This is a genomic window from Arthrobacter sp. MPF02 (assembly GCF_046605375.1).
Classification (GTDB): Bacteria; Actinomycetota; Actinomycetes; order Actinomycetales; family Micrococcaceae; genus Arthrobacter.
Map to the genome: position 1 here is coordinate 198,716 of NZ_CP176772.1, position 23,790 is coordinate 222,505.

Annotated in this window: 20 protein-coding genes and 3 pseudogenes; 9 read left to right on the forward strand and 14 right to left on the reverse strand. The window is 60.5% G+C overall.

The annotated features are described in order from the left end of the window. Positions 1 to 112 precede the first annotated feature (112 nt). Both ACLH0K_RS00900 and ACLH0K_RS00905 read left to right on the forward strand, forming a co-directional pair. Positions 113 to 1,210, forward strand: a complete 1,098-nt coding sequence (locus ACLH0K_RS00900; RefSeq protein WP_411375004.1) for a LacI family DNA-binding transcriptional regulator — start codon at positions 113 to 115, stop codon at positions 1,208 to 1,210. Between the two features lie 168 nt (positions 1,211 to 1,378). After that, complete coding sequence (locus ACLH0K_RS00905; protein WP_411375005.1) at positions 1,379 to 1,630, forward strand: hypothetical protein; 252 nt, start codon at positions 1,379 to 1,381, stop codon at positions 1,628 to 1,630. Between the two features lie 704 nt (positions 1,631 to 2,334). On the opposite strand, the gene ACLH0K_RS00910 is transcribed toward ACLH0K_RS00905, so the two are convergent. The 8 genes and pseudogenes from ACLH0K_RS00910 to ACLH0K_RS00945 all read right to left on the reverse strand — a co-directional run bounded on the left by ACLH0K_RS00910 (position 2,335) and on the right by ACLH0K_RS00945 (position 13,136). Further along, a complete protein-coding gene (locus ACLH0K_RS00910; protein ID WP_411375006.1) occupies positions 2,335 to 3,147 on the reverse strand; it encodes an IclR family transcriptional regulator C-terminal domain-containing protein in 813 nt (270 codons plus the stop codon). A 138-nt stretch (positions 3,148 to 3,285) separates the two neighbouring features. Next, complete coding sequence (locus ACLH0K_RS00915) at positions 3,286 to 3,717, reverse strand: DUF202 domain-containing protein (RefSeq protein ID WP_411375007.1); 432 nt, start codon at positions 3,715 to 3,717, stop codon at positions 3,286 to 3,288. Further along, positions 3,636 to 4,031, reverse strand: a pseudogene (locus tag ACLH0K_RS00920) (YidH family protein). The gene ACLH0K_RS00915 and the pseudogene ACLH0K_RS00920 overlap by 82 nt, the downstream one beginning before the upstream one ends. Before the next feature lie 30 nt (positions 4,032 to 4,061). Then, positions 4,062 to 5,072, reverse strand: a complete 1,011-nt coding sequence (locus tag ACLH0K_RS00925) for a formylglycine-generating enzyme family protein (RefSeq protein ID WP_411375008.1) — start codon at positions 5,070 to 5,072, stop codon at positions 4,062 to 4,064. A 116-nt stretch (positions 5,073 to 5,188) separates the two neighbouring features. Next, entirely contained in the window at positions 5,189 to 6,799 is a 1,611-nt protein-coding gene (locus ACLH0K_RS00930; protein ID WP_411375009.1) for a GMC family oxidoreductase, read from the reverse strand. 53 nt (positions 6,800 to 6,852) lie between these two features. Continuing rightward, positions 6,853 to 8,391 (reverse strand): aldehyde dehydrogenase family protein, encoded by a 1,539-nt coding sequence (locus ACLH0K_RS00935; protein ID WP_411375010.1) that lies wholly within the window; start codon positions 8,389 to 8,391, stop codon positions 6,853 to 6,855. Positions 8,392 to 8,552: 161 nt separating this feature from the next. Further along, on the reverse strand, positions 8,553 to 10,907 hold the full coding sequence (locus ACLH0K_RS00940) for a sulfatase-like hydrolase/transferase (protein ID WP_411375011.1): 2,355 nt from the start codon (positions 10,905 to 10,907) through the stop codon (positions 8,553 to 8,555). 162 nt (positions 10,908 to 11,069) lie between these two features. Continuing rightward, the gene (locus ACLH0K_RS00945) at positions 11,070 to 13,136 is read right to left on the reverse strand and encodes a BCCT family transporter (protein ID WP_411375012.1); all 2,067 of its coding nucleotides are present in this window, start codon (positions 13,134 to 13,136) and stop codon (positions 11,070 to 11,072) included. 475 nt (positions 13,137 to 13,611) lie between these two features. Here ACLH0K_RS00945 and ACLH0K_RS00950 point away from each other — a divergent pair, with 475 nt between their 5' ends. After that, complete coding sequence (locus ACLH0K_RS00950) at positions 13,612 to 14,445, forward strand: IclR family transcriptional regulator (RefSeq protein ID WP_411375013.1); 834 nt, start codon at positions 13,612 to 13,614, stop codon at positions 14,443 to 14,445. Between the two features lie 379 nt (positions 14,446 to 14,824). On the opposite strand, the gene ACLH0K_RS00955 is transcribed toward ACLH0K_RS00950, so the two are convergent. Continuing rightward, positions 14,825 to 15,337, reverse strand: coding sequence for an FGGY-family carbohydrate kinase (locus ACLH0K_RS00955; protein WP_411376527.1), 513 nt, complete (start codon positions 15,335 to 15,337; stop codon positions 14,825 to 14,827). Positions 15,338 to 15,356: 19 nt separating this feature from the next. Continuing rightward, positions 15,357 to 16,031, reverse strand: a complete 675-nt coding sequence (locus ACLH0K_RS00960; protein ID WP_411375014.1) for a haloacid dehalogenase type II — start codon at positions 16,029 to 16,031, stop codon at positions 15,357 to 15,359. Between the two features lie 490 nt (positions 16,032 to 16,521). Here ACLH0K_RS00960 and ACLH0K_RS00965 point away from each other — a divergent pair, with 490 nt between their 5' ends. After that, positions 16,522 to 16,764 (forward strand): hypothetical protein, encoded by a 243-nt coding sequence (locus tag ACLH0K_RS00965; protein ID WP_411375015.1) that lies wholly within the window; start codon positions 16,522 to 16,524, stop codon positions 16,762 to 16,764. A gap of 101 nt (positions 16,765 to 16,865) precedes the next feature. Here ACLH0K_RS00965 and ACLH0K_RS00970 read toward each other — a convergent pair. Further along, positions 16,866 to 17,320: pseudogene (locus tag ACLH0K_RS00970) on the reverse strand (recombinase family protein); the annotation flags it as partial. Between the two features lie 16 nt (positions 17,321 to 17,336). Between ACLH0K_RS00970 and ACLH0K_RS00975 the strand changes: the two are divergent. Both ACLH0K_RS00975 and ACLH0K_RS00980 read left to right on the forward strand, forming a co-directional pair. Continuing rightward, positions 17,337 to 17,464, forward strand: a pseudogene (locus ACLH0K_RS00975) (DUF4193 family protein); the annotation flags it as partial. A gap of 1,131 nt (positions 17,465 to 18,595) precedes the next feature. Then, entirely contained in the window at positions 18,596 to 18,937 is a 342-nt protein-coding gene (locus tag ACLH0K_RS00980) for a YegP family protein (RefSeq protein WP_411375016.1), read from the forward strand. A gap of 360 nt (positions 18,938 to 19,297) precedes the next feature. Here the strand turns inward: ACLH0K_RS00980 and ACLH0K_RS00985 are convergent, their stop codons facing one another. The 3 genes from ACLH0K_RS00985 to ACLH0K_RS00995 all read right to left on the reverse strand — a co-directional run bounded on the left by ACLH0K_RS00985 (position 19,298) and on the right by ACLH0K_RS00995 (position 20,776). Continuing rightward, positions 19,298 to 19,582, reverse strand: a complete 285-nt coding sequence (locus ACLH0K_RS00985; protein WP_411375017.1) for a DUF6119 family protein — start codon at positions 19,580 to 19,582, stop codon at positions 19,298 to 19,300. Between the two features lie 117 nt (positions 19,583 to 19,699). Next, positions 19,700 to 19,828, reverse strand: a complete 129-nt coding sequence (locus tag ACLH0K_RS00990; protein ID WP_411375018.1) for a hypothetical protein — start codon at positions 19,826 to 19,828, stop codon at positions 19,700 to 19,702. A 6-nt stretch (positions 19,829 to 19,834) separates the two neighbouring features. Next, entirely contained in the window at positions 19,835 to 20,776 is a 942-nt protein-coding gene (locus ACLH0K_RS00995; RefSeq protein WP_411375019.1) for a LysR family transcriptional regulator, read from the reverse strand. A gap of 122 nt (positions 20,777 to 20,898) precedes the next feature. On the opposite strand from ACLH0K_RS00995, the gene ACLH0K_RS01000 reads away from it, so the two are divergent. The 3 genes from ACLH0K_RS01000 to ACLH0K_RS01010 are packed head-to-tail and all read left to right on the forward strand — an operon-like array spanning position 20,899 to position 23,533. Then, positions 20,899 to 21,891, forward strand: coding sequence for a DUF1852 domain-containing protein (locus ACLH0K_RS01000; protein ID WP_411375020.1), 993 nt, complete (start codon positions 20,899 to 20,901; stop codon positions 21,889 to 21,891). Between the two features lie 20 nt (positions 21,892 to 21,911). Next, the gene (locus ACLH0K_RS01005; RefSeq protein WP_411375021.1) at positions 21,912 to 22,958 is read left to right on the forward strand and encodes a methionine synthase; all 1,047 of its coding nucleotides are present in this window, start codon (positions 21,912 to 21,914) and stop codon (positions 22,956 to 22,958) included. A gap of 2 nt (positions 22,959 to 22,960) precedes the next feature. Then, positions 22,961 to 23,533 carry a flavin reductase family protein gene (locus ACLH0K_RS01010; RefSeq protein WP_411375022.1) on the forward strand — a complete coding sequence of 191 codons (573 nt, stop codon included), beginning with the start codon at positions 22,961 to 22,963 and terminating at the stop codon, positions 23,531 to 23,533. The last annotated feature ends 257 nt before the right edge of the window (positions 23,534 to 23,790 follow it).

Here is a 23,790-nt window from a genome sequence, read left to right on the forward strand (position 1 = left end):
CTGTGAAGGACTCGCTGTTCCACTACCGTGAACACGGGGAAGTCTCATGACATCCCCCACGGGCGGACCGTGCTGCTCAAGTTAGGAAAGATGACCGTGACAGGCATTAAACGTGACAGGCATTAAAGAAGTTGCTGCCCGCGCTGGCGTTTCCGTAGGAACTGCCTCCCGTGCGCTCAGTGGCAACGGCTCAGTGGCAGCCGGCACGCGTAAGCGGGTACTGGCTGCAGCGCAGGAGCTCAACTTCGTCCGTTCCTACAATGCATCCAGCCTGGTGACAGGGCGCAGCCGTATCATCGGCGTTATCGTACCGTCAGTCGACCGCTGGTACTTCGCCAAAGTGGTGGCAGGAATCTCCGGGGAACTTATCACCGTCGGCTACGATCTGGCCCTGTACAACATTTTCGCTGACCGAGACCATCAAGATGCTGTACTCGAAGACTTCCTGATGCGACAGCGCCTGGACGCAGTGGTCCCTGTTTCGCTTGAACTGACGCCCGAAGAGTTGACGCGCATGCTCTCGATTCGCCGCCCCGTAGTGGGCATTGGCGGGCCGATGCCAAGCGTACCGACGATCGGGATAGACCATTTCGCTGCAGGGTCACTTGCAACCGCACACCTTCTCGGACTAGGTCACGAGCGAATTGCCCATGTGAGCGGGGGCATTGATCCCTACCGGGATTTCAAACTCACCGACCAGCGCCAGGCAGGCTTTGAGAAGGAGATGAAAAAAGCGGGGGTGCCTGTCCGACCAGAATGGATCATAGCTTCCGACTTCACACTTCAGGATGCCTACAACAAGGCGCGAATCCTCCTTGCCATGCCAGAGCGTCCCACCGCTGTCTTTGCCGCCTCCGACGAAATGGCGATCGGCGTCATACTTGCTGCACGCGACCTCGGCTTACAGGTGCCACATGACCTCTCCGTCGTCGGCATAGACGGACACGAGCTCGGCGAAACCTTCGGCCTGACCACCATCCAACAGTTCCCCCGGCAACAAGGACAACAAGCAGCGCGAAAGCTTTTACAAAAGCTATCCAAGAAGGTAATGCCCTCCGAAGAGGGAAACGAAACCGGGGGCAGTGACATGCTGACCATAGGGGAGTCGCTACCGTCGGGCAACCTCCACGAGCTACTAGACACCAAGTTTCTCGTCCGGCACAGCACAGCTGTTCCACGCCGACACGCCCGAACCGCCGAAAGACTGTAAGCCGTCACCGCCCGAGGAGCCTCAACACAAGAGGGCCCACATCGGGAGCCAGCGAAACCGTGCCCTCGTCCGGAAGGCAATTCGTTACTTTGCTTCATGCCAACGCAGGCATCACCACGTGATTCCCACCCAAGGACGTTCCTGCAGGTACGTCCGGAAAGAGACACAGTGACCATCGTTTCTCCTACTAATGCACTACGCCTGGAAATCGCAGGAACGGAAGCAAGCTCCGTCCGCGCTGAATTAGAAGAGGCAATCACTCTCGCTGAGAGTGTGGCGCGCGAACAGGGATGCTGCGGTGTCCTGGTTACGCGCCACGACTACGGGCGGTTCAGTGTGACAATTTCTCCGGAAGTCCCCTACGGAACGACTCAAGAATCCCAGGATTGGGCTCAAGAACCAACAAAAATTCTGGTCTAACAGCGGCGCGTTTCGCCTGATCCACTCCTATGCCACCCCGTCGATTTCTAGGTGGCCAAGTTTAACCCGCCCGGGTTTTAGGAGACACGCCTCAGAGCCTGGTTGACGAAATAGCGGACGTTCTGCAGGGGCTACGAGGACTTCCTAGATTGCCGGCACTAGACGGGAGGATTTTGTCGTCTAACATCCCGACCAACGCCGATAACGGATACTCGTCAAGTGGCCTTTGGGGCATGCCCGGGGGAACAGAAGCCCTAGGAGTTTCCGATACGCCTTGTGCCCCTTAACGTCGGCGTCAGAGTAGGGCGAAATTCCGTTTCACTGACAGTCACTTCATGGTGCTCTCAGAGTCCACCCTGACAGTAGGGAAGGGCAGAACACCCGAATGCAGTGAACGAGGACCATCGAAATAGTCCGCCAAACCGGGGCCTGATGAAAAATCTTTTGGGACAGGGCTGGCGATGTCACCTCTTGCAGCTCTACAGGCATTTAAGAACAGTCCTGAACTCTGCCGACAGGCGCATCCTCCCTGGCCAGACGTCGGCGGCGTCAGGTTGAGGCGTACTACAAATTGGCAAGGTCGGATCAGAGTTGTGTCCTAAAGCCTTTTTCGGCAATTGCCGGGAGCAAGCGCCGTTACTCGTCTAGCGGCGGTCAGTTGGCCGCCGCTGCTACTGCTAGTTGCGTCGCTTTATTAGGACATCTCATCCTTGGGCGCTGAGATCCGTGGAGACGAGTTTCGCCGTCGCTACGATTTCCTGGACTACGGACGCAATGTACTTGTCAGGGTCCCGCTTGGCTGTGACGGACTGGGTTTGGAGGGACACGTTTACCGCGGCCACTACCTTTGACCCGTCGTATACCGGCGCGGCCACGGACATCAGGCCCAATTCCAGTTCCTGATCCAGCAAGCACCAGCCCTGGGTCCGGACAGTGTCCAGTGCAGCCACTAGTTCCGTGACGTTGCCCAAGGCAAGAGGGGTCCGAGGCTTGATCTCCGCTTCCGCTAGGTACGCGGTGAGGTCCGCAGGCGGCAAGTGTGCCAGGAGCACCCTGCCCATCGATGTCGCGTAGGCAGGGAAGCGCGTACCTACTGTGATGCCCACATTCATGATGCGTCGTGTAGTAATCCGGGCGATGTAGGCGATGTCGGTTCCGTCCAGAACCGCCGCCGAGGTGGATTCACCGAGCTTGAGGGACAGCTCCTCCAGATGGGGTTGCGCCAGCTGAGGTAGGGATAAGCCGGACAGGTAGGCGTAACCCAATTGAAGAACCTTGGCTGTCAGTTCAAAGGTCCTGCCATCAGTGCGCACGTAGCCCAGCTCCACCAAGGTATGCAGGAAGCGCCGGGCGGTTGCCTTGGAGAGCGATGTGCGCGTAGCAACTTCAGTGAGGGTCATGACCGGATGGGCGGCGTCAAACGAGCGTATGACGGCAAGTCCGCGGGCTAGGGACTGGACATACTGGTCGCCAGCCTGTGGGGCCGGCGTGCTGTCTGGATGATCGGCGTCGGTCATATTACCCATCCTAGGGGCCCCAAAATGAGGGCCCTTATGTGTATCAGGGTGGGTTCGACTTGAGCGGGACCGGCACTATTTCTTCGAGTGTGGGGCATGCCACGGACGCTTGTCTCCACCCGATCTTATAACCGGTAGCTAGTGTGCAAAGGGCAGCAAGAGGACGGTGTAGATTCCCAGGATTGCCAGGATGACCGTGCTAGAGGCTATTGCTGCTGTTGATGCGATATCCGGGGTCATTCTTTCCTGTTGTATGCCATGAATGGCCTGGTGGAAGCGGTGCTTTCGGGAGAGGTTAATGAATAGAGCAGTAACGATGGCGGCGGCGACTAAAGTACCGACGAACAACCCATGGTGGGGCAGCCATCGAAGGAATGTGGCGGCGGAGACCACTAGGGACAGTGCTGTGCGGCTCCAGGCAAGATCGGTGCGTTCTGGTTGGAGACCGGGGTCGTTATGAGTTGGGCGGTTGGTTGATACCGGCATGGTTAGGAGCCGTGGACCATTACGAACACGACCATGACGGCCGCGACAAGGGCGCCGCCGGCCGCGAGGATGGGCACGATCCATGGCAGGGGCAGCGCTGCCCTTTGGCGCATGGCACGTTCGACGTTCAGCTAGCGAAAGAAGGAGCCCCCACCGAGGAAGAGGGCGAGCACGAGCAGGAGCACTGCAATGGTTTTCCGCAACTCCGGGACGAAGACATCGGCCATAAAGGCTTCGACGGCAACGCCGCCTGCGAGCATAGCCAGCGACGTGCGGATCCAGGCAAGGAAGGTACGCTCGTTGGCCAGGGTGAACCTCGGGTCCGGCTCGGTTCCGCCGCCAAGGATCCGTGCGGGGAGACCTTGCCGACCTCCGCCTTGGGAATTTATAGCTGTCACGTAGGGGTTCCCTTGTTCTCGGACGTCTATTCAGTCCAGCGCTACCGTGCGGAAGCCCAGGTTTCCAGAGGATGATTCTGGTGTGTTGGACGTGCGGGCTGCGACGCGGTACCTGTTGCAGTAGGAGTCGTGACAGAGATATGAGCCGCCACGCATGACGCGTCCGGCGCCGATCGTTGGTCCTTGCGGATTGTGGGTAGGGGAGTTGCGGTAATACTTGGGCAGGAACCAGTCAGCGCACCATTCCCAGACATTGCCCGCCATTTCATACAGGCCGTACCCGTTGGGTGGAAAGGACCGGACGGGGGCGGTACCTGCGTGTCCATCTTCTCGGCTGTTGGTTGCGGGGAATGTGCCTTGCCAGATGTTGCAGCGGTGTTCGCCGTTGGGGGTGAGTTCGTTGCCCCAGGCGTAGCGCATGCCTTTCAAGCCCCCGCGCGCGGCGTATTCCCATTCGGCTTCGGTGGGCAGCCGGCGGCCGGCCCACGCACAGTAGGCTAGGGCGTCATTGTGGGAAACATGCACGACGGGGTGATCCGGGATGTCCTGCCAGTTGGAGTTTGGCCCGGTCGGGTGTGCCCAGTCAGTACCACGGACGTTCAGCCACCATGGCGCTCCAGCCGCGGCACCGAGGACGTCCGGCCCGGTGGCAGTGGAGAGCAGATGGAACACAGCAGAGGATCCGTACTGCTCGGCCTCGGTGCGGTACCCCGTCGCCTGAATAAAGGCGGCGAACATAATGTTGGTGACGGTTGTGGCATCGATCCGGAAACTGTCCAGCCAGACCTCGTGGACGGGCGTCTCTCCGTCGTTTGGGTAGCCTTCCCCGAAAGCATCGCCCATGCTGAATATTCCTCGGGGGATAGCGATGGCGTGGTGTGCTTGCTGCCCAGTCAGACCCGGATTGTGGGCATTCTTGTCACTGAGAGCACCAGGAGGAAGCGGCGCACGGGCAGGCGCACAGCACCCCTTTGTTTCTCCCAGGTTAAGGACTCCGCCGCGGGATGAGTCTTGGTTGGCCTCGGTGATCGGCAAGTTCATGATTCCTCTTCAGCCCGCGGTTTCTATAGTCAGGGATATTCGGTCATCTTATGGGTTTTGCCTGTCCTCCCCAGGTGGCCTTGCCTCCGGGCAAGGCCACCTGGGGGTGCGATGGCTCAGACGATTGCGGGAACAGGCTCTTCAGTGGCCGCCAATGCCTCCGATTCGGAGGCGATGAGTTCAGCTGCACGCTCTCCGATCATGTAGACGGTGATGTTGGGGTTCACCGTGACGAGTTCGGGCATCACCGAAGCGTCCACGACACGCAAACCAGTGACCCCCTTGACCCGAAGTTCAGGGTCCAGCGGTGACATGGCGTCGTCGATCGCGCCCATCCGGACAGTACCGGCGGGATGGTAGACAGTGTTGTGTGTGCGCCGGATGTAGTCCTGGATCTGCTCATCGGTTTGGACTTCTGCTCCCGGGAAGAGCTCTTCACCTGCCCATTCTCCGAGCGGCGTCTGTGACACGATCTCCCGTGCCTTTCGCAGGCCTGCCGTCATGATCCGAAGGTCGTAGCCTTCCGGATCGGTGAAGTAGCGGGGATCCACCCGCGGCTTGTCCCGGTAGTCCCGGGAGCGGAGGCGGACAGTACCCCTGGAGCGTGCATGCGTGACGTTCGGCGTCAGGCAGAACACGTTGTCGGCTGTGGGGTAGCCCTGCCGGAAGGTGTGCATGTCGAAGTTGACCGTGCCGTAGTGCATCATGAGATCGGGCCGGTCGAGGCCGTGGTCGATTTGGGCGAACACCCCTATTTCCCACCACTGGGTTGATTCGGTGACCATCGGCTTCTTTGCCTGCCATTGGATGACGGCCTCGGGGTGGTCCTGAAGGTTGGCGCCGACGCCGGGTGCGTCAATGAGTACATCCACACCCACCTCGGCCAGGTGCTTTGCCGGGCCGATTCCCGAGAGCATCAAGAGCTTGGGTGAATCGATGGCTCCGGCGGAGACGATGACTTCCCGGGAGGCCCTGACCGTTGTGGGGGCGCTGAACGCGTTATCAACCACTTCGACGCCGACGCAGCGCTTGTTGTCGTCGAAAACCAGGCGCGTGGCGTGGGTGGAGTCAAGGATGACAAGGTTTTGGCGGTTTGCGGCGGGGTGGAGATAGGACACCGACGAGGACGCCCGTTTTCCGTCTTCTGTGGCGTTGATCTGGAGGAAGTTTGCCCCCTGGGTCACGGTCTTGCCGGCGTTGAAGTGGGCGCGGGGTATCCCGGCTGCCTCTGCCGCGTCAAGCAGTGCCACACCGCAGGGATCTGCCGGGGGCACATTGCGCAACCGTACGGGGCCGTTGTGGCCGTGGTGCTCGCCGTCGTCGGCGTTGTTTTCGATCTTGCGGTAGATCCGGAAGGCCATTTCGGCGTTCCAGCCTGCTGCCCCGAATTTGGATTCCCATTCGTCGATGTCCTCTGCCGGGGCCCAGAAGGCGATGCACGAATTGTGTGAGGAGCATCCGCCGAGCACCTTGGCGCGGGCCATCCGCATGAAGGAGTTTCCGTTCTCCTGTTCTTCAACGGGGTAGTCCCAGTCGTAGCCGGATTCCAGCAGTTCCATCCAGCGGTTGAGGGTGAGGACTTCATCGATGCCTTCATCCCGGGGCCCGGCCTCGATAAGTGCCACCCGCACCGAGGGGTCCTCGCTGAGGCGGGCCGCTACGACCGCACCGGCCGATCCGGCCCCTACCACGATGTAGTCAAAATTCTGCTCTTGGAACCCGTTCAAGATGCTTTCCTCTCTGGTTGTGCCATGGACCTGTGCGCTGGCCTGGCCGGCCATTAGCGCGGAAACCAGCCGGTGACAGCGGGACGCAGGTTTTGGTAGACGTGCTTGATTTCCTGGTACTCGGCCATGCCGGTGGGGCCGAGCTCACGCCCGGTTCCGGACTGCTTCATACCGCCCCATTCGGCTTGGGGCAGGTAGGGGTGGAAGTCGTTGATCCAGATCGTGCCGTGACGCAGGCGGGCGGCCACACGCTGGGACCGTCCGGCGTCCTGGCTCCACACGGCTCCTGCCAGGCCGTAAATGGTGTCGTTGGCGAGGGTGATGGCTTCGTCCTCGGTGGTGAAGGTTTCGACGGTGACGACGGGGCCGAAAGCCTCTTCCGTGAGTACCGACATGCCGCTGTGCACGTTGTCCAGAACGGTGGGGAGGTAGTAGTAGCCGTCAGCAAGTTCACCCGTTCCCCATCGGCCTCCACAGCGAAGGCGTGCGCCCTCAGCCAGTCCTGCTTCCACATATGCTGTGACTTTGTCGCGGTGGTCTGCCGAGATCAAGGGTCCGGCGTCAACGCTGGCGTCGAAGGGTCCGCCCAGGCGGATGTTTTGGGCGCGGCGCACGAGTTCGTTGACGAACGGCTGGGCGATGGACTCTTCGACGATCAGGCGGGCGCCGGCGGAGCAGACCTGCCCGGAATGGACAAAGGCGGCGTTGAGGGCGTTGTCTACGGCGGCGTCGAAGTCGGCGTCGGCGAAGATGACGTTGGGGTTTTTTCCTCCCAGCTCCAGTGCCACTTTCTTGACGGTGTCGGCGGCTTGAACGGCGATCGTCTTGCCGGTGGTCAGGCCGCCTGTAAACGAGATCATGTCGACGTCCGGGTGGCTTGCCAGGGGTGCACCGACGACGGATCCCTTCCCGAGGACGAGGTTCGCTACCCCCGGTGGCAGCCCCACTTCGTCCAGGACCTGCATCAGCAGAATCGCGGTATGGGGTGTGAGCTCTGCCGGCTTCAGGATAATGGTGTTCCCGGCTGCCAGGGCCGGTGCGACCTTCCATGCTGACTGCAGTAGGGGATAGTTCCAGGGAGTGATCAGTCCGCATACTCCTATCGGCTCGTGGACGATCCTGCTGACGACGTCGGGACGGCCGGCATCGACCACGCGTCCTGCCTGCTGGCCTGCGAGTTTTCCGAAGTAGGTGAAGCAGGCGGCGACGTCATCCATGTCTATTTCTGATTCGACCAGGCGTTTTCCCGTGTCCAGGGATTCAGCCCGGGCGAATTCGTTCTTCCGCTCGCGCACGCGGCGTGCTACGGCCAGGAGGAGGTCACCGCGCTCAGGCTCCGGCACCGAAGACCAGAGGCCGGCGTCATGCGCGGCTTTGGCTGCCTGGATCGCGGCGATGGTGTCGACTTCCCCTGCTTCAGCAACGAGCCCGACGAAGGATCCATCTGCGGGACAATGGACGGCGTTGGTTTTTCCAGCCTGCGGGGCGACCCATTGGCCTCCAATGAACAGGGTTTCCGCTCCATCAGGAATTCCTGGGGCTGTCGCCCGCGCAGCATCGACTGATTTTTCTCCAAGATACGTTCCGGACATTTCAGTCCTTTCTCTTCATAGATGTTCTTCGTGCGGGGAGGCGTGTTCCATGCACCTCCCCGTGGGAAACCACTGGTGGAGGGCGCACGGCCCGGACTTGGACCCTTCGGTCCGGGCCGCGCGCCGGCTTTGGCGGGAAGGGCGTCTTCCCCGCGCGTTGGTTACTGGTGAGCCAGTGCCATGCGCTGACGGTCAGCGGCCGTCAAGTGCTGGTCGTGGCCGTCGTCGTGCAGATCGATGCGCACCGTGTGAATCGTGCCGGTGAAGGCGTTGTCGATCGGGAGGTAGTCATCAGTGACCGGCGTGCCCCGGTCGACGCCGACGTTGAGCGTCTCGTCGAAGGAGAAGTAGTAGGCGGTGGTTTGCTCTACCCTGCCTTTGCCGACGATCTTGCCGTCGGCCGCGAGCCTGACTTCCGCGCCCTTGCCGATGCCGCCGCCATCGTAGTGGAATTCCAGTGCCAGTTCCTGGGTGCCCGGAACGAGGCGCTCGTCGGAGCGGACGATGTAGAGGTCCCGTCCATAGCAGTTGTGGGCGTAGCTGAGGTATCCGTCCGCCACGTACAGGGACCAGCCGCCGAAGCGGCCGCCCTGTGCTATCAGGACACCGTCAGCGCCGTTCTCGGGGATGTTGACCCGGGCAGTGACACTGTGGGACCTGTTCTTCACGTTCAGGGTTGTTTCTTCCGTGAAGCGGCCCATGCCGGCGCGATAGGTCACTGATGTGCGGTCGCCCAGCAGGTCGATGCGTCCGGCAACTTCGGGGTTCTCCCGCTCCGTGACCCGGTCATCAAGGGGGAAGACGTTGTACTTGCTGGCTTCGATCAGGAAGAGCTGCTGCAGTTCCCGCAGCTTTTCGGGATACTGGTCGGCCAGGTTGTGCGCCTGGCTCCAATCGGTCCGGATGTCGTACAGCTCCCACGAATCCTCGTCGAAGGACGGCAGCCCTTCCGGGACCATTTCCCACGGAGTTCCGTGCCGGGTGACTGCCGTCCAGCCTTCGTGGTAGATGCTGCGGTTGCCGCACATTTCGAAGTACTGTGTGCGCCTGCGGTCTTCGGCGTTGGGAGCGTTGAAGGTGTAGACCATGCTGGTGCCCTCGATGGGCTGCTGGGTCACACCGTTGACCATGACGGGATGGGGTACGCCGGCTGCTTCGAAGATGGTCGGGGCGATGTCAATGACATGGTGGTACTGGTGCCGCACGCCGCCGCCTTGGCGGATGCCGTTGCCCCAGCGCATGATCATGCCGTCGCGGGTGCCGCCAAGGTGCGAAGCGACCTGCTTGGTCCACTGGTAGGGGGTGTTCATGGCCAGCGCCCACCCGACAGGGTAGATGGCGTAGGTGGTGGCGTCGCCGAGGGCGTCGATTTCTTTAGCCATGGCCTCCGTGCTGTCTTTAAAGCCGTGGCCCACCAGGTGCTCGCGCATGGTGCCTTCGATGCCGCCTTCGCCGGAAGCGCCGTTGTCACCAAGGATGTAGATGAAGAGGGTGTTGTCCAGTTCGCCAAGTTCGTCCAGGGCATCGACAAAGCGTCCAACCTGCCTGTCGGTGTGTTCGGCGAATCCTGCGTAGGTTTCCATGAAGGCGGCGGCCACCCGGTGCTCGGTGTCGCCGAGTTCGTCCCAGTGCGGTACGACGTCGGCCCATGGGCTCAACTCGGCGGATTCGGGAACGACGCCCAGTTCCTTCTGCCTGGCCAGGGTCGCTTCGCGCTGGACGTCCCAGCCGCAGTCGAAGCGGCCGCGGTATTTGTCCTTCCATTCCGGGGCGACGTGGAAAGGTCCGTGGGTGGCGCCGAAGGCAATGTAGCTGAAGAACGGCTTTTCCGGCGTCAGGGTTTTCTGGGTCTGGACCCAGTTAATGGCCTGATCAACGAGGTCTTCCGAGAGGTGGTAGCCGTCTTCTGGCCGGCGTTCCGGTTCGATGGGGGTGGTGCCATCGAAGAGCTGCGGGTACCAGTGGTTCATTTCGGCGCCCATAAAGCCGTAGAACTTATCGAAGCCCTCGCCAACGGGCCACCGGTCAAAAGGCCCTGACGGGCTGACCTCACGCGGCGGGGTTTGGTGCCATTTGCCGAACGCTGCGGTGCTGTACCCGTTCTGGCTCAGGGTCTGGGCGATGGTCGCTGCACTGTCCGGGCGAAATCCTGTGTAGCCGGTGGCGGAGGTGCTCATTTCGGTGGTCACGCCCATGCCCACTGAGTGGTGGTTTCGGCCCGTCATCAGTGCCTGGCGCGTGGGTGAGCAGAGTGCCGTGACGTGGAAGCGGCTGTAACGAAGACCTTCATCGGACAGCTTGTCCGCAGTGGGCATCTCGCACGGCCCGCCGAAGGCACTCGAGGCTCCGAATCCCATGTCATCGATGAGGACAACCACAACGTTGGGTGCTCCGTCCGGTGCCTGGAGCGGGGCAACGGGTGTGAACGGTGCCTCCTGTTGGTGAATTCCCATCGCGGTCGTTACCGGCTGGTTTCTCCGTGTGGGGATGGGAAGAACGTCGCGGATTTCATTCATCGTTTTTCTGCTCCTATCGAAAGCTGTTGAAGTTTGACCGGTTATGCCGGCCTCTCGGATCCATGTCTCATAGCAGTCGGATGTGCGTCTCCTACATCACAGACGTACCGCGAACGAGGGCATGCGGGTTTTACTTGTCACTTGGGCTTTGCTGCCGGCCCTTCACAGTCCGGCGGTCGTTGACCGGGCGTCGGCTGGCGGGAGTGAGGGCACCGGTTGTGGGGAGTCGTCACGAGAACGGACAGCCACATTCGGAGATTTCTCGTCTTCACCCGTTTCTGCGTCCTCGGTCTTCGGTGCGGGCACGGTGCTGATTTCCCCGGTCTCGGGGTCCCAGCCGTCGGCCCATTTGCCGGTTTCGTAGTCGAAGCCCACCGGCTCGCCCTCGGCAGTGGTGCGCTGATACCACTCCGTGTAGTCCTCATGGTCCGAATCGGTTTCGGCACCGGCTCCACGCCCTGGCTCGCTTTCGACCACCTGGAGGCCGAAGTCGTCTCCGTACTTGTGAACGCCTTCCCGTACCGCATTGCTCATTGCGATCTCGGCATACTGGGCTCGCAAAATATATGGGTCTGATTTCAGCTCCCGGAACCAGGCGAAGATGATCAGAATCATCACGAAGGCGAACGGGACAGCCGTGACAATCACCAGGGATTGCAACCCTGCAAGAGCGGAAGAGTTTCCGATCAACAACATGACGACGGCGATTCCGGCCATGACCAGGCCCCAGAAAACCACCACAAGTTTGGGTGGATCCTGGCTGCCGCGTGTGGTGAGGATTCCCATGACCATTGAGGCGGAGTCGGCAGAGGTGATGAAGAAGATCGCCAGCACCACCATGATCACCAGAGGAAGCCATTCCGCGAAGGGAAGATTATCCACTAAGGTGAACAGCACTTCTGGAGCAGCCATCGAATTGTGGAACCCCGGACTCCCCTCTCGATACATCCAGATCGCGGTCGCTCCCATAATTCCGTAGGCGAGAAAGAGCAGGGCGGACGGAATGAAGATCACGCCAAGGATGAATTGCCTGATGGTCCTGCCGCGGGAGATGCGGGCGATGAAGATGCCGACGAACGGTGACCAGGAGATCCACCAGGCCCAGTAATAGACAGTCCAGGTTGATTGAAACTCGAGTGTCTCTTCTCCCCAGGAAGCAGAACGCGCCATCATGTCGAACAGTGATCCGATATATTCCATGACCGCCGACGGCAGCATGTTCAGCAGGAACAGCGTCGGCCCTAAGATGAACACCACTCCGACGATGCCCAAAGTGGCAACGATGTTGATGTTTGAGAGATAGCGAATGCCCCTTGTGACGCCGGAAACGGCGGAGATCACAAAGCAGATCGTCAGCACGCCGATGATGCCGGCGAGGACAGCATTCGTTAGTTCAGAGACACCTGAGACAATGACGACACCTTGGCCAATTTGGAGAGCGGCAATCCCCAAAGCTGCAGCCGTGCCGAACAGTGTGGCGATGATGGCGAAGATGTCCACCAGTTTTCCGGCAACTCCTTCGGTGTGCCTCTTTCCGAAGAGGTGCCTGAATATCGAAGACATCAACAGGCAGCGACCGCGCCGGTATCCCACATAGGCGACCGCCCCGCCCACCAGGGCATACATCGCCCACGCATGAAATCCCCAGTGGTAGTACGTTTGAGCCAGCGCCTGATGCATGGCTTCGACTGACTCGGCCTCGACCGTCCTGGGAGGCGGAGTCACGAAGTAGGTCAGCGGCTCGGCCGGCCCCCAGAACAGCACGCCGATGCCCAGACCGGCGGCGAAGAGCATCGCTACCCAGGAGAATGTGGAGAATTCCGGGGTCTCACCGTCCTTGCCGAGCGGAATCTTCCCGTACCGGCTGATGGCCAACCACAGCAGAGCCACCAGCACGACCGTGGCGACGCCGTTGAAGAGCCAGCCCAGGTTTGTGGTGGTCCAGGAGAATGCCGCGCTTGCGACCTCGGAGACGCTGGCGGGGCTGATAATGCCCCAGACAACGAAAGTGACGGTCAAGACGCCAGCCACAGTCAAGACGACCCTGTCCAGACTGTAATTCCTGCGCTGTTCATCGACGCTGATACCTGGCACTAACGCCGGGTGAATGTTGTGGGGGTACCGCGGGCGGACGAAGTCCAGACTGCCTATCGGCTTCCCGTCCTTGTGAGCGGTATGTTTAGCTTCTTCGCCGTTCCTTCTGTGAGTGAACGATACGTTCTTAGCCATGAAACATGTCCCTCTGTTCGTTTGATTTGCACGCATCGCATCACAGACGATTTACCGATGCCGGCCTCCTCACTGATTCCAGTGGTGGATCGGCTCGGCCGTTCTTGGTGACCGAGATGCCTTTGGGTCCCTCGTTGTTGGTGGCATGGTGCTGAAGCTCGTCCACGATCTGTCTGTGCACTTGCTTCTGGCGCTCTATCTCCTGCAGAAGCGGCTTTTCCACTGCAGGACACTTATGACCTTGGTTCGCAGTATGTACCATGTTGCGTTCTCCGCAACTTGATGCTTTTAGTGTCACCCGGAAAATGTGCCTGGTCAAGAGTTTTCTCAGAGTTGGGTGTTTGTTTCGTTGGACCAGACTCACAACTTCCTGCCCCGCAAGCACGGGTGCCTTACCGAGCAGAACCCCAATGCAAGAAGCAACCGGCCTCCGATAGCGTGCATAGTCAAGGACCGAGTCTGAGAGTATAAATACATGGCATTTCCAGTGCGCGATATTGACATAAAGGACGACCAGCAGTCCGGTGCCGAGTTGCAAGGGGGTAGCCTGCAATCAGTTGATCGCGCCATTGCAGTTCTGAAAATTTTGGCACGAACTGGCAGCGCGGGCGTCACGGAAGTCGCCGAGGAGATGGGAGTGCATAAATCGACCATTTCCCGGCTCCTAAAAGCGCTGGAAGCGCAAGGGATGGCTCAGAGCAGCGGGCGGGGGAAGTACCAGCTTGGACTGGGCATCCTGCACTTGGCCAATGCCATACCGATGCGTCTGGACCTCACCCGAGAGGCGCGCCCTATCCTTGAAGCCCTCGCCGCCAAATTCGGGGAAACTGTCAACCTGGCCGTTATGAGCTCGGACCACGTCGTGAACATTGACGAAGCCTTTGGTCCGTCGGCGCTCGCCGCCACGCAAAACTGGATGGGCCGTTTGACCCCGATTCACGCTACATCCAGCGGAAAAGTCTTCCTGGCATCGCTCTCAACCGCGCAGCGCAGTCGCCTTTTGAAAACTATGGGTATGCCCGCGATAACAGAGCAGACCGTCACCTCAGCTCAGGAACTGGAGAAACAACTTCTGACAGTGCTTGACCGCGGATACGCCACAGTGCGAGGAGAACTGGAAGACGGACTCAACGGTATCGCCGTCCCGATACGTGGTCACGAAGGAACCGTCATTGGGGCCGTCAGCATTGCGGGGCCGTCCTTCAGATTTGACCCCGAAACCGTGCCCGGACTGATCGACGAACTGAAAGCGGCTGGTCAAAGGATCAGCGAAAACATGGGATACGGACCCTTACAAGTCCTTTCTTGAACGCAAGGCCACGTGCTGTTCCTAAGCTTCTGCGAAGTCCGACTTGTTCCGCCAGTCGTCGTCATCCACTGCCGGGAGGGCAGCTGCAATACCGGATTCGTCCTCTCGTAGATGGGATGCCCTTTCGGGTTAGACAGGCCGTGGGATCCTTTTCGAGGTCCGAGTTCTTGTAGGACTCCCAAAACGATGCTCCGGTGATGTCGAGGGGCCGCAGCTCAAAAGGGTGAGTTTCTGTTGCCGTTCGTAGTTCTTGAGGGCCGTTAGGGCGGGCTTCTGCAGGATCAGGATGCCTACAATGTGCTGCCAGGTCATGATGCCCAAACCGACATCGACCGTCACCGGCGCCGGCAGCGCTCCCGCTCACGTACCGTAGAGGGTTCTACGTGCGACCGCATACCGCTCCCGGACGCCGAAGCCCCACTCGCCTTCGGGGTCGTAGGCGGCTTCGATGCTCCGCTTCCAGTCGGCAGTTCTCCCGTAGCGGCCCACGCTGCCTGCTTCGCCGCCCCGAGGGCGACGTATTCCCTGCTCCCGGCACCTCCACGGGGAGGTTGAAGATGCTGGCCGCCGCCTGGCGCAGGGCCTTCGACTTGGAGCCTCCGCCGATCAGGAGGACCTTGTCCGGCGTGCCGCCGAGCCGCCGCAGGACGTCGATGGCGTCGGCCAGCGAGTTCAGCACGCCCAGCACGAAGGCGCGGGCGAGATTCTCCGGTGTCATGTTCTGCCGGCTGAGGCCTGCAGGAGTTCCACTAGCGTGCGGAAGGTTGGGGCTTCGCTCGCCGTCCTTTTGCTGGCAGAGAAAGAAAGGCGTTTTGGGATTCCCAGATGATGCCGCCGCCAGCGTCCGCCCTGATCCTGCATTGTGGGGCTCACGCGCATTTTCGAACTCAATCGAAGAGCCAAGCCAGGCCTCACTGTCCTCCGGTCAGGGCCGGGACCACACCGGCAAGGGATGACACGGTGTGACTCGGTGCCTGAAAATACGCCGGGTACGGCCCGCCTGTCCTGTTGATCCAGACGGTGTGCAGGCCGGCGCGGGACGCGCCGTGAATGTCCCAGGGATGAACAGCCACCAGGAGCATGTCCTCCGGTTTAGCGCCACAGGCGGAGGCTGCGTAGTCATAGGACGTTTTGCCGGGTTTCCAAGCCGGGGCATCCTCCACTGAGAGAAGCAGTTCAAAGCTGTCCCGGATACCCGCATCGGTGAACAGTTTTTCTGCTACCTGGGTGGAGCCGTTGGTCAGGGTGGCGAGGCGGTATCCGGCATCGCGCAGAGCCTTGATGCCATCGGTTACGTCCGGGTGCAACCCGAGGCTGGAGAGCCCGGCCATGACGTGCTGCACTGCCGGCTCAATGTCCCGGTTCAGTTCGATGCCTGCGAACAGGCTCGGTAGGGCTTCGGCGGCGATCCCGGCAAAGCTTCCGTTGTCTCCGGCTGCGGTGAGGGCAAAGCCGTCCCTTAGCAAGGTGGCGAACCATAGCTTCGCCATGTGCGCCGGCGCGCCCACGTCGACGAACCGCTGGCCCATGGGGGACATGTCCGACAGGGTCTCGTTGACATCAAAAACAATCACAGAGGGTTTCATGCAGTTCTTCTCCTTCAGCGGTGCCTGCACGGTGGCGGCAGTGCCCGCTAGCAGGTTCGGGCGGGCACCGTGCGGCGCACCGAGGTGGTTCGCCTGCCCCAAAGGCATCTTTGACCTTTTCGACCATTTGCTCAAGCATTGCGGGGGCGATGACAGATTGGTCATGATCAGCGGAGCCACCACGAGAGGAGGCGTGAAGAGGAGCCGCTCGGGAAGGTCCAAACCCTTTCAAAGCGGCGGCCGTCTGCACCTAACTTGCCCTGGCCTCTTCGACCCTTCGTGTTCCTTCAACAATCCCGACCGAGCTGACGAACCGGATCTTATGTAAACCTCGGGGAGGGGACAGGGCAACTTGCGCCGGTGCAGCGTCACGGGCACTCGATCCGCGCCCCGCTTGTCCGGCTTAGTCGTCCCCGCGCAAGGGCACGGAGCTAAGGTTTAGGGGACGGGGCGGTCTTGCACCGTTCAACATTTGTGAGAACAGTCGAGCATGAGTGTAAACGAATATGAGGCGTCTGTGGTCATCAAATCAGGCGCGGAGCTGTTGTTATCAGCCTCATCCGACCCCCGGTCCTATGAAGGCTGCGCTGCGGTCAAAGCCAATGTGTCAGCAGCATTGGAACTTATGGCACAAGCGCTTGAGAACTTCGAAGCCGGAGTGAGTGGGCCAAACCGCTCGATCGGCTTGGTTCAGGACCTCCGAAGAGTGGCAGATGATTTGGCGGGAAAATAATGCCACTTACACTATCGGCGCTGCCTGAATCAGGCCCCTTCAGGGCTCTCCCCAAGCCTGCTTAGGAGAGCTGATAACCGACGTTCTATCAGGCTGCTCCGCTAAAGGATTTGCGCGGGCGGAAGCGGTTTTGAATTCACTCCGTTTGCGAGCCGGATGTATTGGTACACGGTTTCTCGGCTGATTCCGTAGTCACGGGCGAGGGGCGACTTTCGGAATTCCGCTGCCAGCGCGTTGGACCAGCTCGGCCGCCCGTTTCCGGAGTCAGCGTCTTCTTGCGTCCTTTGTAGGCGCCGCGCTCTTGGGCCAGGGCGATGCCTTCCCGTTGGCGCTCCCTAATGAGGGAGCGTCCGAATTCGGCGAAGGCTCCCGTGACAGAGAGCATGAGGTTGGCCTTGGGGGAGTCCTCTCCGGTGAAGATGAGCTGCTCTTTGACGAATTCGACGCGTACTCCTCGTCCGGTGAGTCCTTGAACGAGGGCGCGCAGGTCGTCGAGGTTTGGGGCCAGCCGGTCCATGCTGTGGACAACGACGGTGTCCCCGTCCCGGGCGGTGCGCTATCCACAGCTGTTTCTCATCGTGCAGGTCATCTCCCAGGGCAAGGATGACTTTCCCTGCTCGTCCTGCTTTCTGGTCCGGCACCGGTCCCAGCTGGCATCGAAAGCAACGGCCACTCGTACTGCATCGAATGCGAGGTTTAGGACGATCAGTTGCGGCGGCTTTAGAACAATGAAAGACCCACGGTGGCAGGCGACGGGCAACATACCCCATACCCGGCGCGTTGCCCCGCATGTTCACGGCCGACGGCCCCTCGGACCCGCCCGGCGGCCCAACAAGGGTCGACGCATCCTCCCGTTGCATGATCGGAGGAGGAGTCCGGTAGAGCACATCCGAAAGTGTCCTTGAGGGCCTTCGGTAGCCCCTCCAAGCCCCAGCTTCACATAACGTCGGCTATAGCCGTCCAAGGGGGAATGAGCAGGAGAGTGGGCGCGCGGGAGGAGCGGCGGTCTGTGAATGTCGATTTGGAAGTTTCTGATACGGACCCACGAAGCCTTTCTTCGCCGGCGCCTGTCCAGTCACACAAGTGCGGGATAACTGCTAAGAATGTAGTCCGCGGCAGCTTCGCCCTTCATCCGCAGTCCGTTTCTTTGCGGTGCGACACGGGTTTGCATTGCAGACCAAAATACTCTCTCTGGCCGCGGCTCCCGGGAGGTGACGTGGCACCAGCTCGTGTACAGGCCGTAGAGGGCGTCGGGCCCGAGGCTGGTGGTGGACTCCGGATCGCGGGTCGTGGCGTCCTGGAGGAATTGATCGAACTGCGTCGTGGCCATGGCGGCTCTTTTCGCTAGATGCGGGTGCCGCCGTTTGGCTACAGCGGCGCCGTCTATGCCGAGCACGGCACAGACGGTCCTACACTCCGTTATTCGTTGCCATCAAGGACAAGGATGGCTAATCGGTAGTCCTTTTTGCCAGTCTTCTTCCAGCCTCTTCTGGCCGCAGCTTTTCAAAATCTGCACTATCGGCAGGACAGGATCTCTGGCCCTGATAGGTGTGGAAGTCGGCCGCTCCGTGGTCCTCTTCATCGGCCTCGCCGATATCCGCTAGTCCTCTCAAGTCAGTCCCAACTGTGCTCGAGAGCTGGCAATCACTTCCGTTGATGACGGGCAAAGCCTTGCGCGGGCTGGCAGCCTTGGGGAAGACTCGGGGAACGCGTGCTGAATTGTTGAAGATTTGGACGGCGGGACTACCGGGCAAACCGGAGGCAATGGTGCCTCCTGCCCGTGCAGGGCAAAGTCGCGGCCCCGAGCCTCCCGCATACCGAAAGGATCGCAATGGCAGGAATGTTCGAACTGTTTGTCGACGTAGAATCAACCTTCAGGTTCCGACTTACAGCCCCAGATGGCACCATTATGGCAGTATCGAAGCCCTTTGACACCAAAGCCGACGCAGTTGAAGGCATCGCTGCGGTGCGCGAGTATGCCGGTATGGGACTGATCACCGACCACTGCACAACAACCGTCAACGTCGGGCCGTCCCAGGATCAAGGTGGTTCTGCCGGTCAATCGGCCGAGTCCCCGCGCGAGCCAAAGATCGACTTCCACGCCCGCGCCAAGGCCGTCCGCAGAGCCGTGTCCGGTCCCCGCTGGGCCGGTGCAATACACAACCTTTCCTGACCCGGGGGAGGGTCCCTTTTTGCCCCTTCTGACCGCAACTTTACATAAGATCAATTATTGCCGTTTGAGTGGGACGAGTAGAAGTAGAAGAGTCGTCCCAGTCAATCTTTTAGTGTTTGCGCAGTTGAAAAAACGCAGTGATAACTCGGCCGCTACATCTCATAAGAGCGTGATAACTGCCACCGAAGTTTTGTGAGTTCTGCGGTTTCAAACCCCCCAATGCCTTCCATAGATCAAGGACCCTCTAGAGCCAGGTCGCAAGGCATCCCTGGTAAAGCGAGTATTTCGCTTCATCCTGCATAGGGCGTTCTGGTTCAGGCAGCACTAACCCTCGATACTGAAACACCAATTGTTGTCCGTTCAGCATAGCGTTCTGTTTGCTAAAGAATAGCGGTCAATCGGTCCCCGAGGGCTAGAGTTTACTATTACCACGTAGGAAACGTAGTACTTACATCGGTCGACATATCGACTGCCGTCCGGAACCAGACTCAGCCACCGCAGTGTGTGCGGATGTTCTTTCTCATTTTCGATGATGCTACGGATCTCATACCTGCAACTCCCGTCTGCAACGAAAGTTGTAGCCGGCACTGTGCCTTGAGCGAACAGACGGCTCAGGGTCGATGAGCGCGATCTCTTGAGCGACATAGAGGAAGGTTTTAGCGAAGCAGCAAACTGATCATCTTTGGTGACCAGAGAATCGCGCCAACATCAGTTTGCGGCTCAATAACCTCCACAGGTGGCGGTTGGTACGGCACCGCGGCCTTACAAGCCCTGCGTGATGTCCCCGGGCTGGATGGTCACCACCTGGAACAGGCCGGTTTCCTCGCTGGCGTCCGCCCCGGCCATGCCAACGACGGCGACGGGCATGTACGCCACCAGCAACCCGCTCAACTGCAGTCAGTCTAGTAGCGCTACGCCGAACTCAGCGACGACGGCCCGCAATTCCCTGAGGTAGCGCTGCGCTTGGTCGGTAAGCGGAATCGCGGCGTGGCCGATCCAGCCGATCTCGATGCGTTCGTCAACGTCGAGCGGGATGGCGACGATCTCCGGGTCGAGCTGCCCGCTGATGATGCCCGTCGAGATCGTGTAGCCGTGGAGCCCGATCATGAGGTTGAAGATCGTCGCACGGTCAGAGACCCGGATCTCCTGCTTACTGGACAAGGTGGAGAGAATCTCCTCGGCGAAGTAAAAAGAGTTGTTCGCACCTTGATCGAAGGTTAGCCGCGGCAAGCCGGCGAGATCGGCGAGAGTCGCACGCTCTTTTGAGGCGAGCGGGTTGTTCCGTGAAATGAAAATGTGCGGTTCGGCGAGGAAAAGCGGAGTGAACGCGAGCCCGGATTCCCGGAGTAGCTTGTCGATGATCTTCCGGTTGAAATCGTTCCGGTAGAGGATGCCTATCTCGCTGCGGAGCGTCCGGACATCCTCGATGATGTCCCAGGTGCGGGACTCACGCAGCGAGAACTCGTATTCGGCCACCTCAGTGGCCTTGACCATCCGGACGAAGGCGTCCACCGCGAACGAGTAGTGCTGCGTTGACACCCCGAGCAGTCGTCGCGTCGGTGGCCTGCCAAGGTAGCGCTGCTCGAGGAGAGCGAACTGCTCGACGACCTGCCTCGCATAGCCGAGGAACTCTGCCCCGTCGGCGGTGAGGGTGACCCCGCGGGCGGAGCGAACCAGGAGCGCACGGCCCACCCGGGCCTCAAGGTCCTTCATCGCTGCGGACATTGTCGGCTGCGCTACGTAGAGAAGATCGGCAGCCGCGGAGATCGACCCCTCAGCTGCAACTTCTATGAAGTAGCGGAGCTGCTGCAGGGTCAGTCCGCTCGAAAGCTGTCGCATAGGAAAATTCTATATGAGTGCATAGAAACCCCTAGTTACTCGATATCCCCGGAAGGCTGCAACATGGATACGTCCCCTTCTGAAAGGCCGTCTCCGGCCCATCATCAATGGATTGGCAGCGCATGGCAGACGACTTCACCTTCAGCATCACCACGACCCGCTTCGACGAGGACTACTCCCCGTCGGAAGGCTCCCGGATCACGACGAATTTCGCCAACCTGGCACGGGGCGAGCACCGCCAGGAGAACCTCCGCAACGCCTTGACCATGATGCGGCGCCGCTTCAACGATCTCGCAGGCTGGGACAACCCGGACCGGGACCGTTACACGCTCGAGCTTGAGATCGTTTCCGTGCAGATACAGTTCACTGCGGAAGGCACGGATCAGCAGTTCCCGCTGTTCGAGGTTCTCGACATCCAGATCGTCGACCTGCTGAACGGGGTCCGGCACCAAGGGATCGTGGGGAACAACTTCTCCTCCTACGTCCGTGACTTCGACTTCAGCATCGTATTGCCGGCGGCAGCAGGGGACTCAGGCAAGCCCACCGTTCCCGAGGACTTCGGCGAGCTTCACGGCAAACTGTTCCAGCACTTCCTTGATTCCCCGGAATGCCAGGAACGCTTCCCGCAGCCGCCAGTGGTGTGCATCAGCGTCTCCACGAGCAAGACGTACCGGCGAACGGGGAACCGTCACCCGGTTCTGGGCGTCGAGTACCAGCAGGACGAGTTCTCGCTGACGGACGCGTACTTCGCGAAGATGGGACTGCAGGTTCGCTACTTCATGCCACGCGGCAGCGTTGCGCCGCTCGCCTTCTATTTCCGCGGCGACCTGCTCAACGACTACTCCAACCTGCAGCTCATCGGCACGATCAGCACCATGGAGACGTTCCAGAAGATTTACCGCCCGGAGATTTACAACGCGAACTCCGCCGCCGGCCCCGTCTACCAGCCGAGCCTGGGAGAGCAGGATTACTCGCGGACCCAGATCGCTTACGACCGCGTCGAGCGCAGTCAGCTCGCGATCACGCAGGCGAAGTACACGGAGGAGCACTTCATCACGCCCCATAAGGATCTGTTGGACCAGTGGACCGCCAACTACCCCGCTCTCGTCAACTGACCCACGGAGAATCGTCAATCATGAACACACTTTTGCCCACCACCGTTGTCGGAAGCCTGCCGAAACCATCGTGGCTCGCACAGCCGGAGACTCTTTGGTCCCCGTGGAAGCTGGAGGGAGATGCGCTGCTCGAGGGCAAGCAGGATGCGCTGCGCATTGCCATCCACGAGCAGAGCCGACGCGGCATCGACATCGTCAGCGACGGCGAGCAAACCCGCCAGCATTTCGTCACGACCTTCATCGAGCATCTCAGCGGCGTCGACTTTGAACAGCGCAAGACCGTGCGCATCCGCGACCGCTACGACGCGAGCGTACCGACCGTCGTCGGACCGGTGCGCCGCGAGCGGCCGGTATTCGTCGAAGACGCAAAGTTCCTCCGCGCAACCACCGACAAGCCGATTAAATGGACTCTTCCCGGTCCAATGACGATGGTGGACACGCTTTATGATGACCACTACAAGAGCCGCGAGAAGCTGGCCTGGGAGTTCGCCACGATCCTCAACCAGGAGGCAAAAGAACTCGAGGCGGCCGGTGTGGACATCATCCAGTTCGACGAGCCCGCGTTCAATGTCTTCCTCGATGAGGTAAAGGACTGGGGCGTGGCCGCGCTCGAGAGAGCGGCAGAAGGACTGCGTGTGGAGACCGCCGTGCATATCTGCTACGGCTACGGGATCAAGGCGAATACTGACTGGAAGGCGACGCTCGGCTCACAGTGGCGGCAGTACGAGGAATCGTTCCCGCTCCTGCAGAGCTCCAGCATCGATATCATCTCGCTTGAATGCCAGAACTCCCACGTGCCCATGGACCTCATTGAGCTCCTCCGCGGCAAGAAAGTCATGCTCGGGGCAATCGACGTCGCCAGCGAGACCATCGAGACGCCGGAGGAGGTCGCCGACACCCTCCGCAAGGCCCTGCAGTTCGTCGATGCGGACAAGCTCATTCCCAGCTCCAACTGCGGCATGGCACCGTTCCCCCGGGGCGTCGCACTGGCCAAGCTGAGTGCTCTCAGCGCAGGGACAGATATAGTTCGCGAGGAACTCGCCGGCTCCGCACCCGGCGCATCATAACGATGTTTCACGCCTACCCCGCAGACACTTGGCTCGAGGCTCCGAAGCAAAGCTTCCCATCCTCCCTCTCGGCCGACGAATTCAAAGCACTGTTCCGTGGCCATCCAGGAGGTGTCGCCGTCATCACGGCGGATGCCGGAGAAGGACCGGTGGCACTGACGGTATCGTCGGTCGTGTCAGTGAGCGCGGAACCTCCGATGTTGATTTTTTCGGTCTCGGCATTGTCTTCTGCGTCCGAGGTGCTTTCGCGGGCCGAAACCGTCGTCGTGCACCTGCTGGACGCGCACGACGTCCACTTGGCGAAGTTCGGAGCGACCCCCGGCGCCGACCGCTTTGACCAGACGCACCGCTGGTCGGCCCTTGCAACCGGCGAAGCGGTGTATGACGATGTCCGCGCCTGGGTGCGCTGCGCCGTCGTCAATCGCATGGAGGTGGGGACCTCCACAATCATCGCCGTTCACGCCCTACAGTCCCGCGTGATGCGTGACGTCCAAGCGGGCGAACCCGGCGACGCTCTGGTCTACCACAACCGTTCATGGCACCGTCTGGGCGAGCATTCCAAGCTTGAAGGCTGAGCGCCGCGCCAAAAATGCCAGGCAGCAAGCCGAACGGCTCACGACGGCGGGACACAACTCCCGCCGTCGTCCTCGTCAACATCGGAGCGTCCATCGACTTCCTGAATGGCTCGGATCCAACCCTGTTCTACACGCAGGCGACGCTTCGGTTCGCCCTCGAGAAGCTCCCACCGAAAGCGATATAACGGCGTAACTGTCCAGAGTTTTTTGGACAATCAACTACGGTCGCACCTCCCGCCAACTGCAGCCCTTCAGAA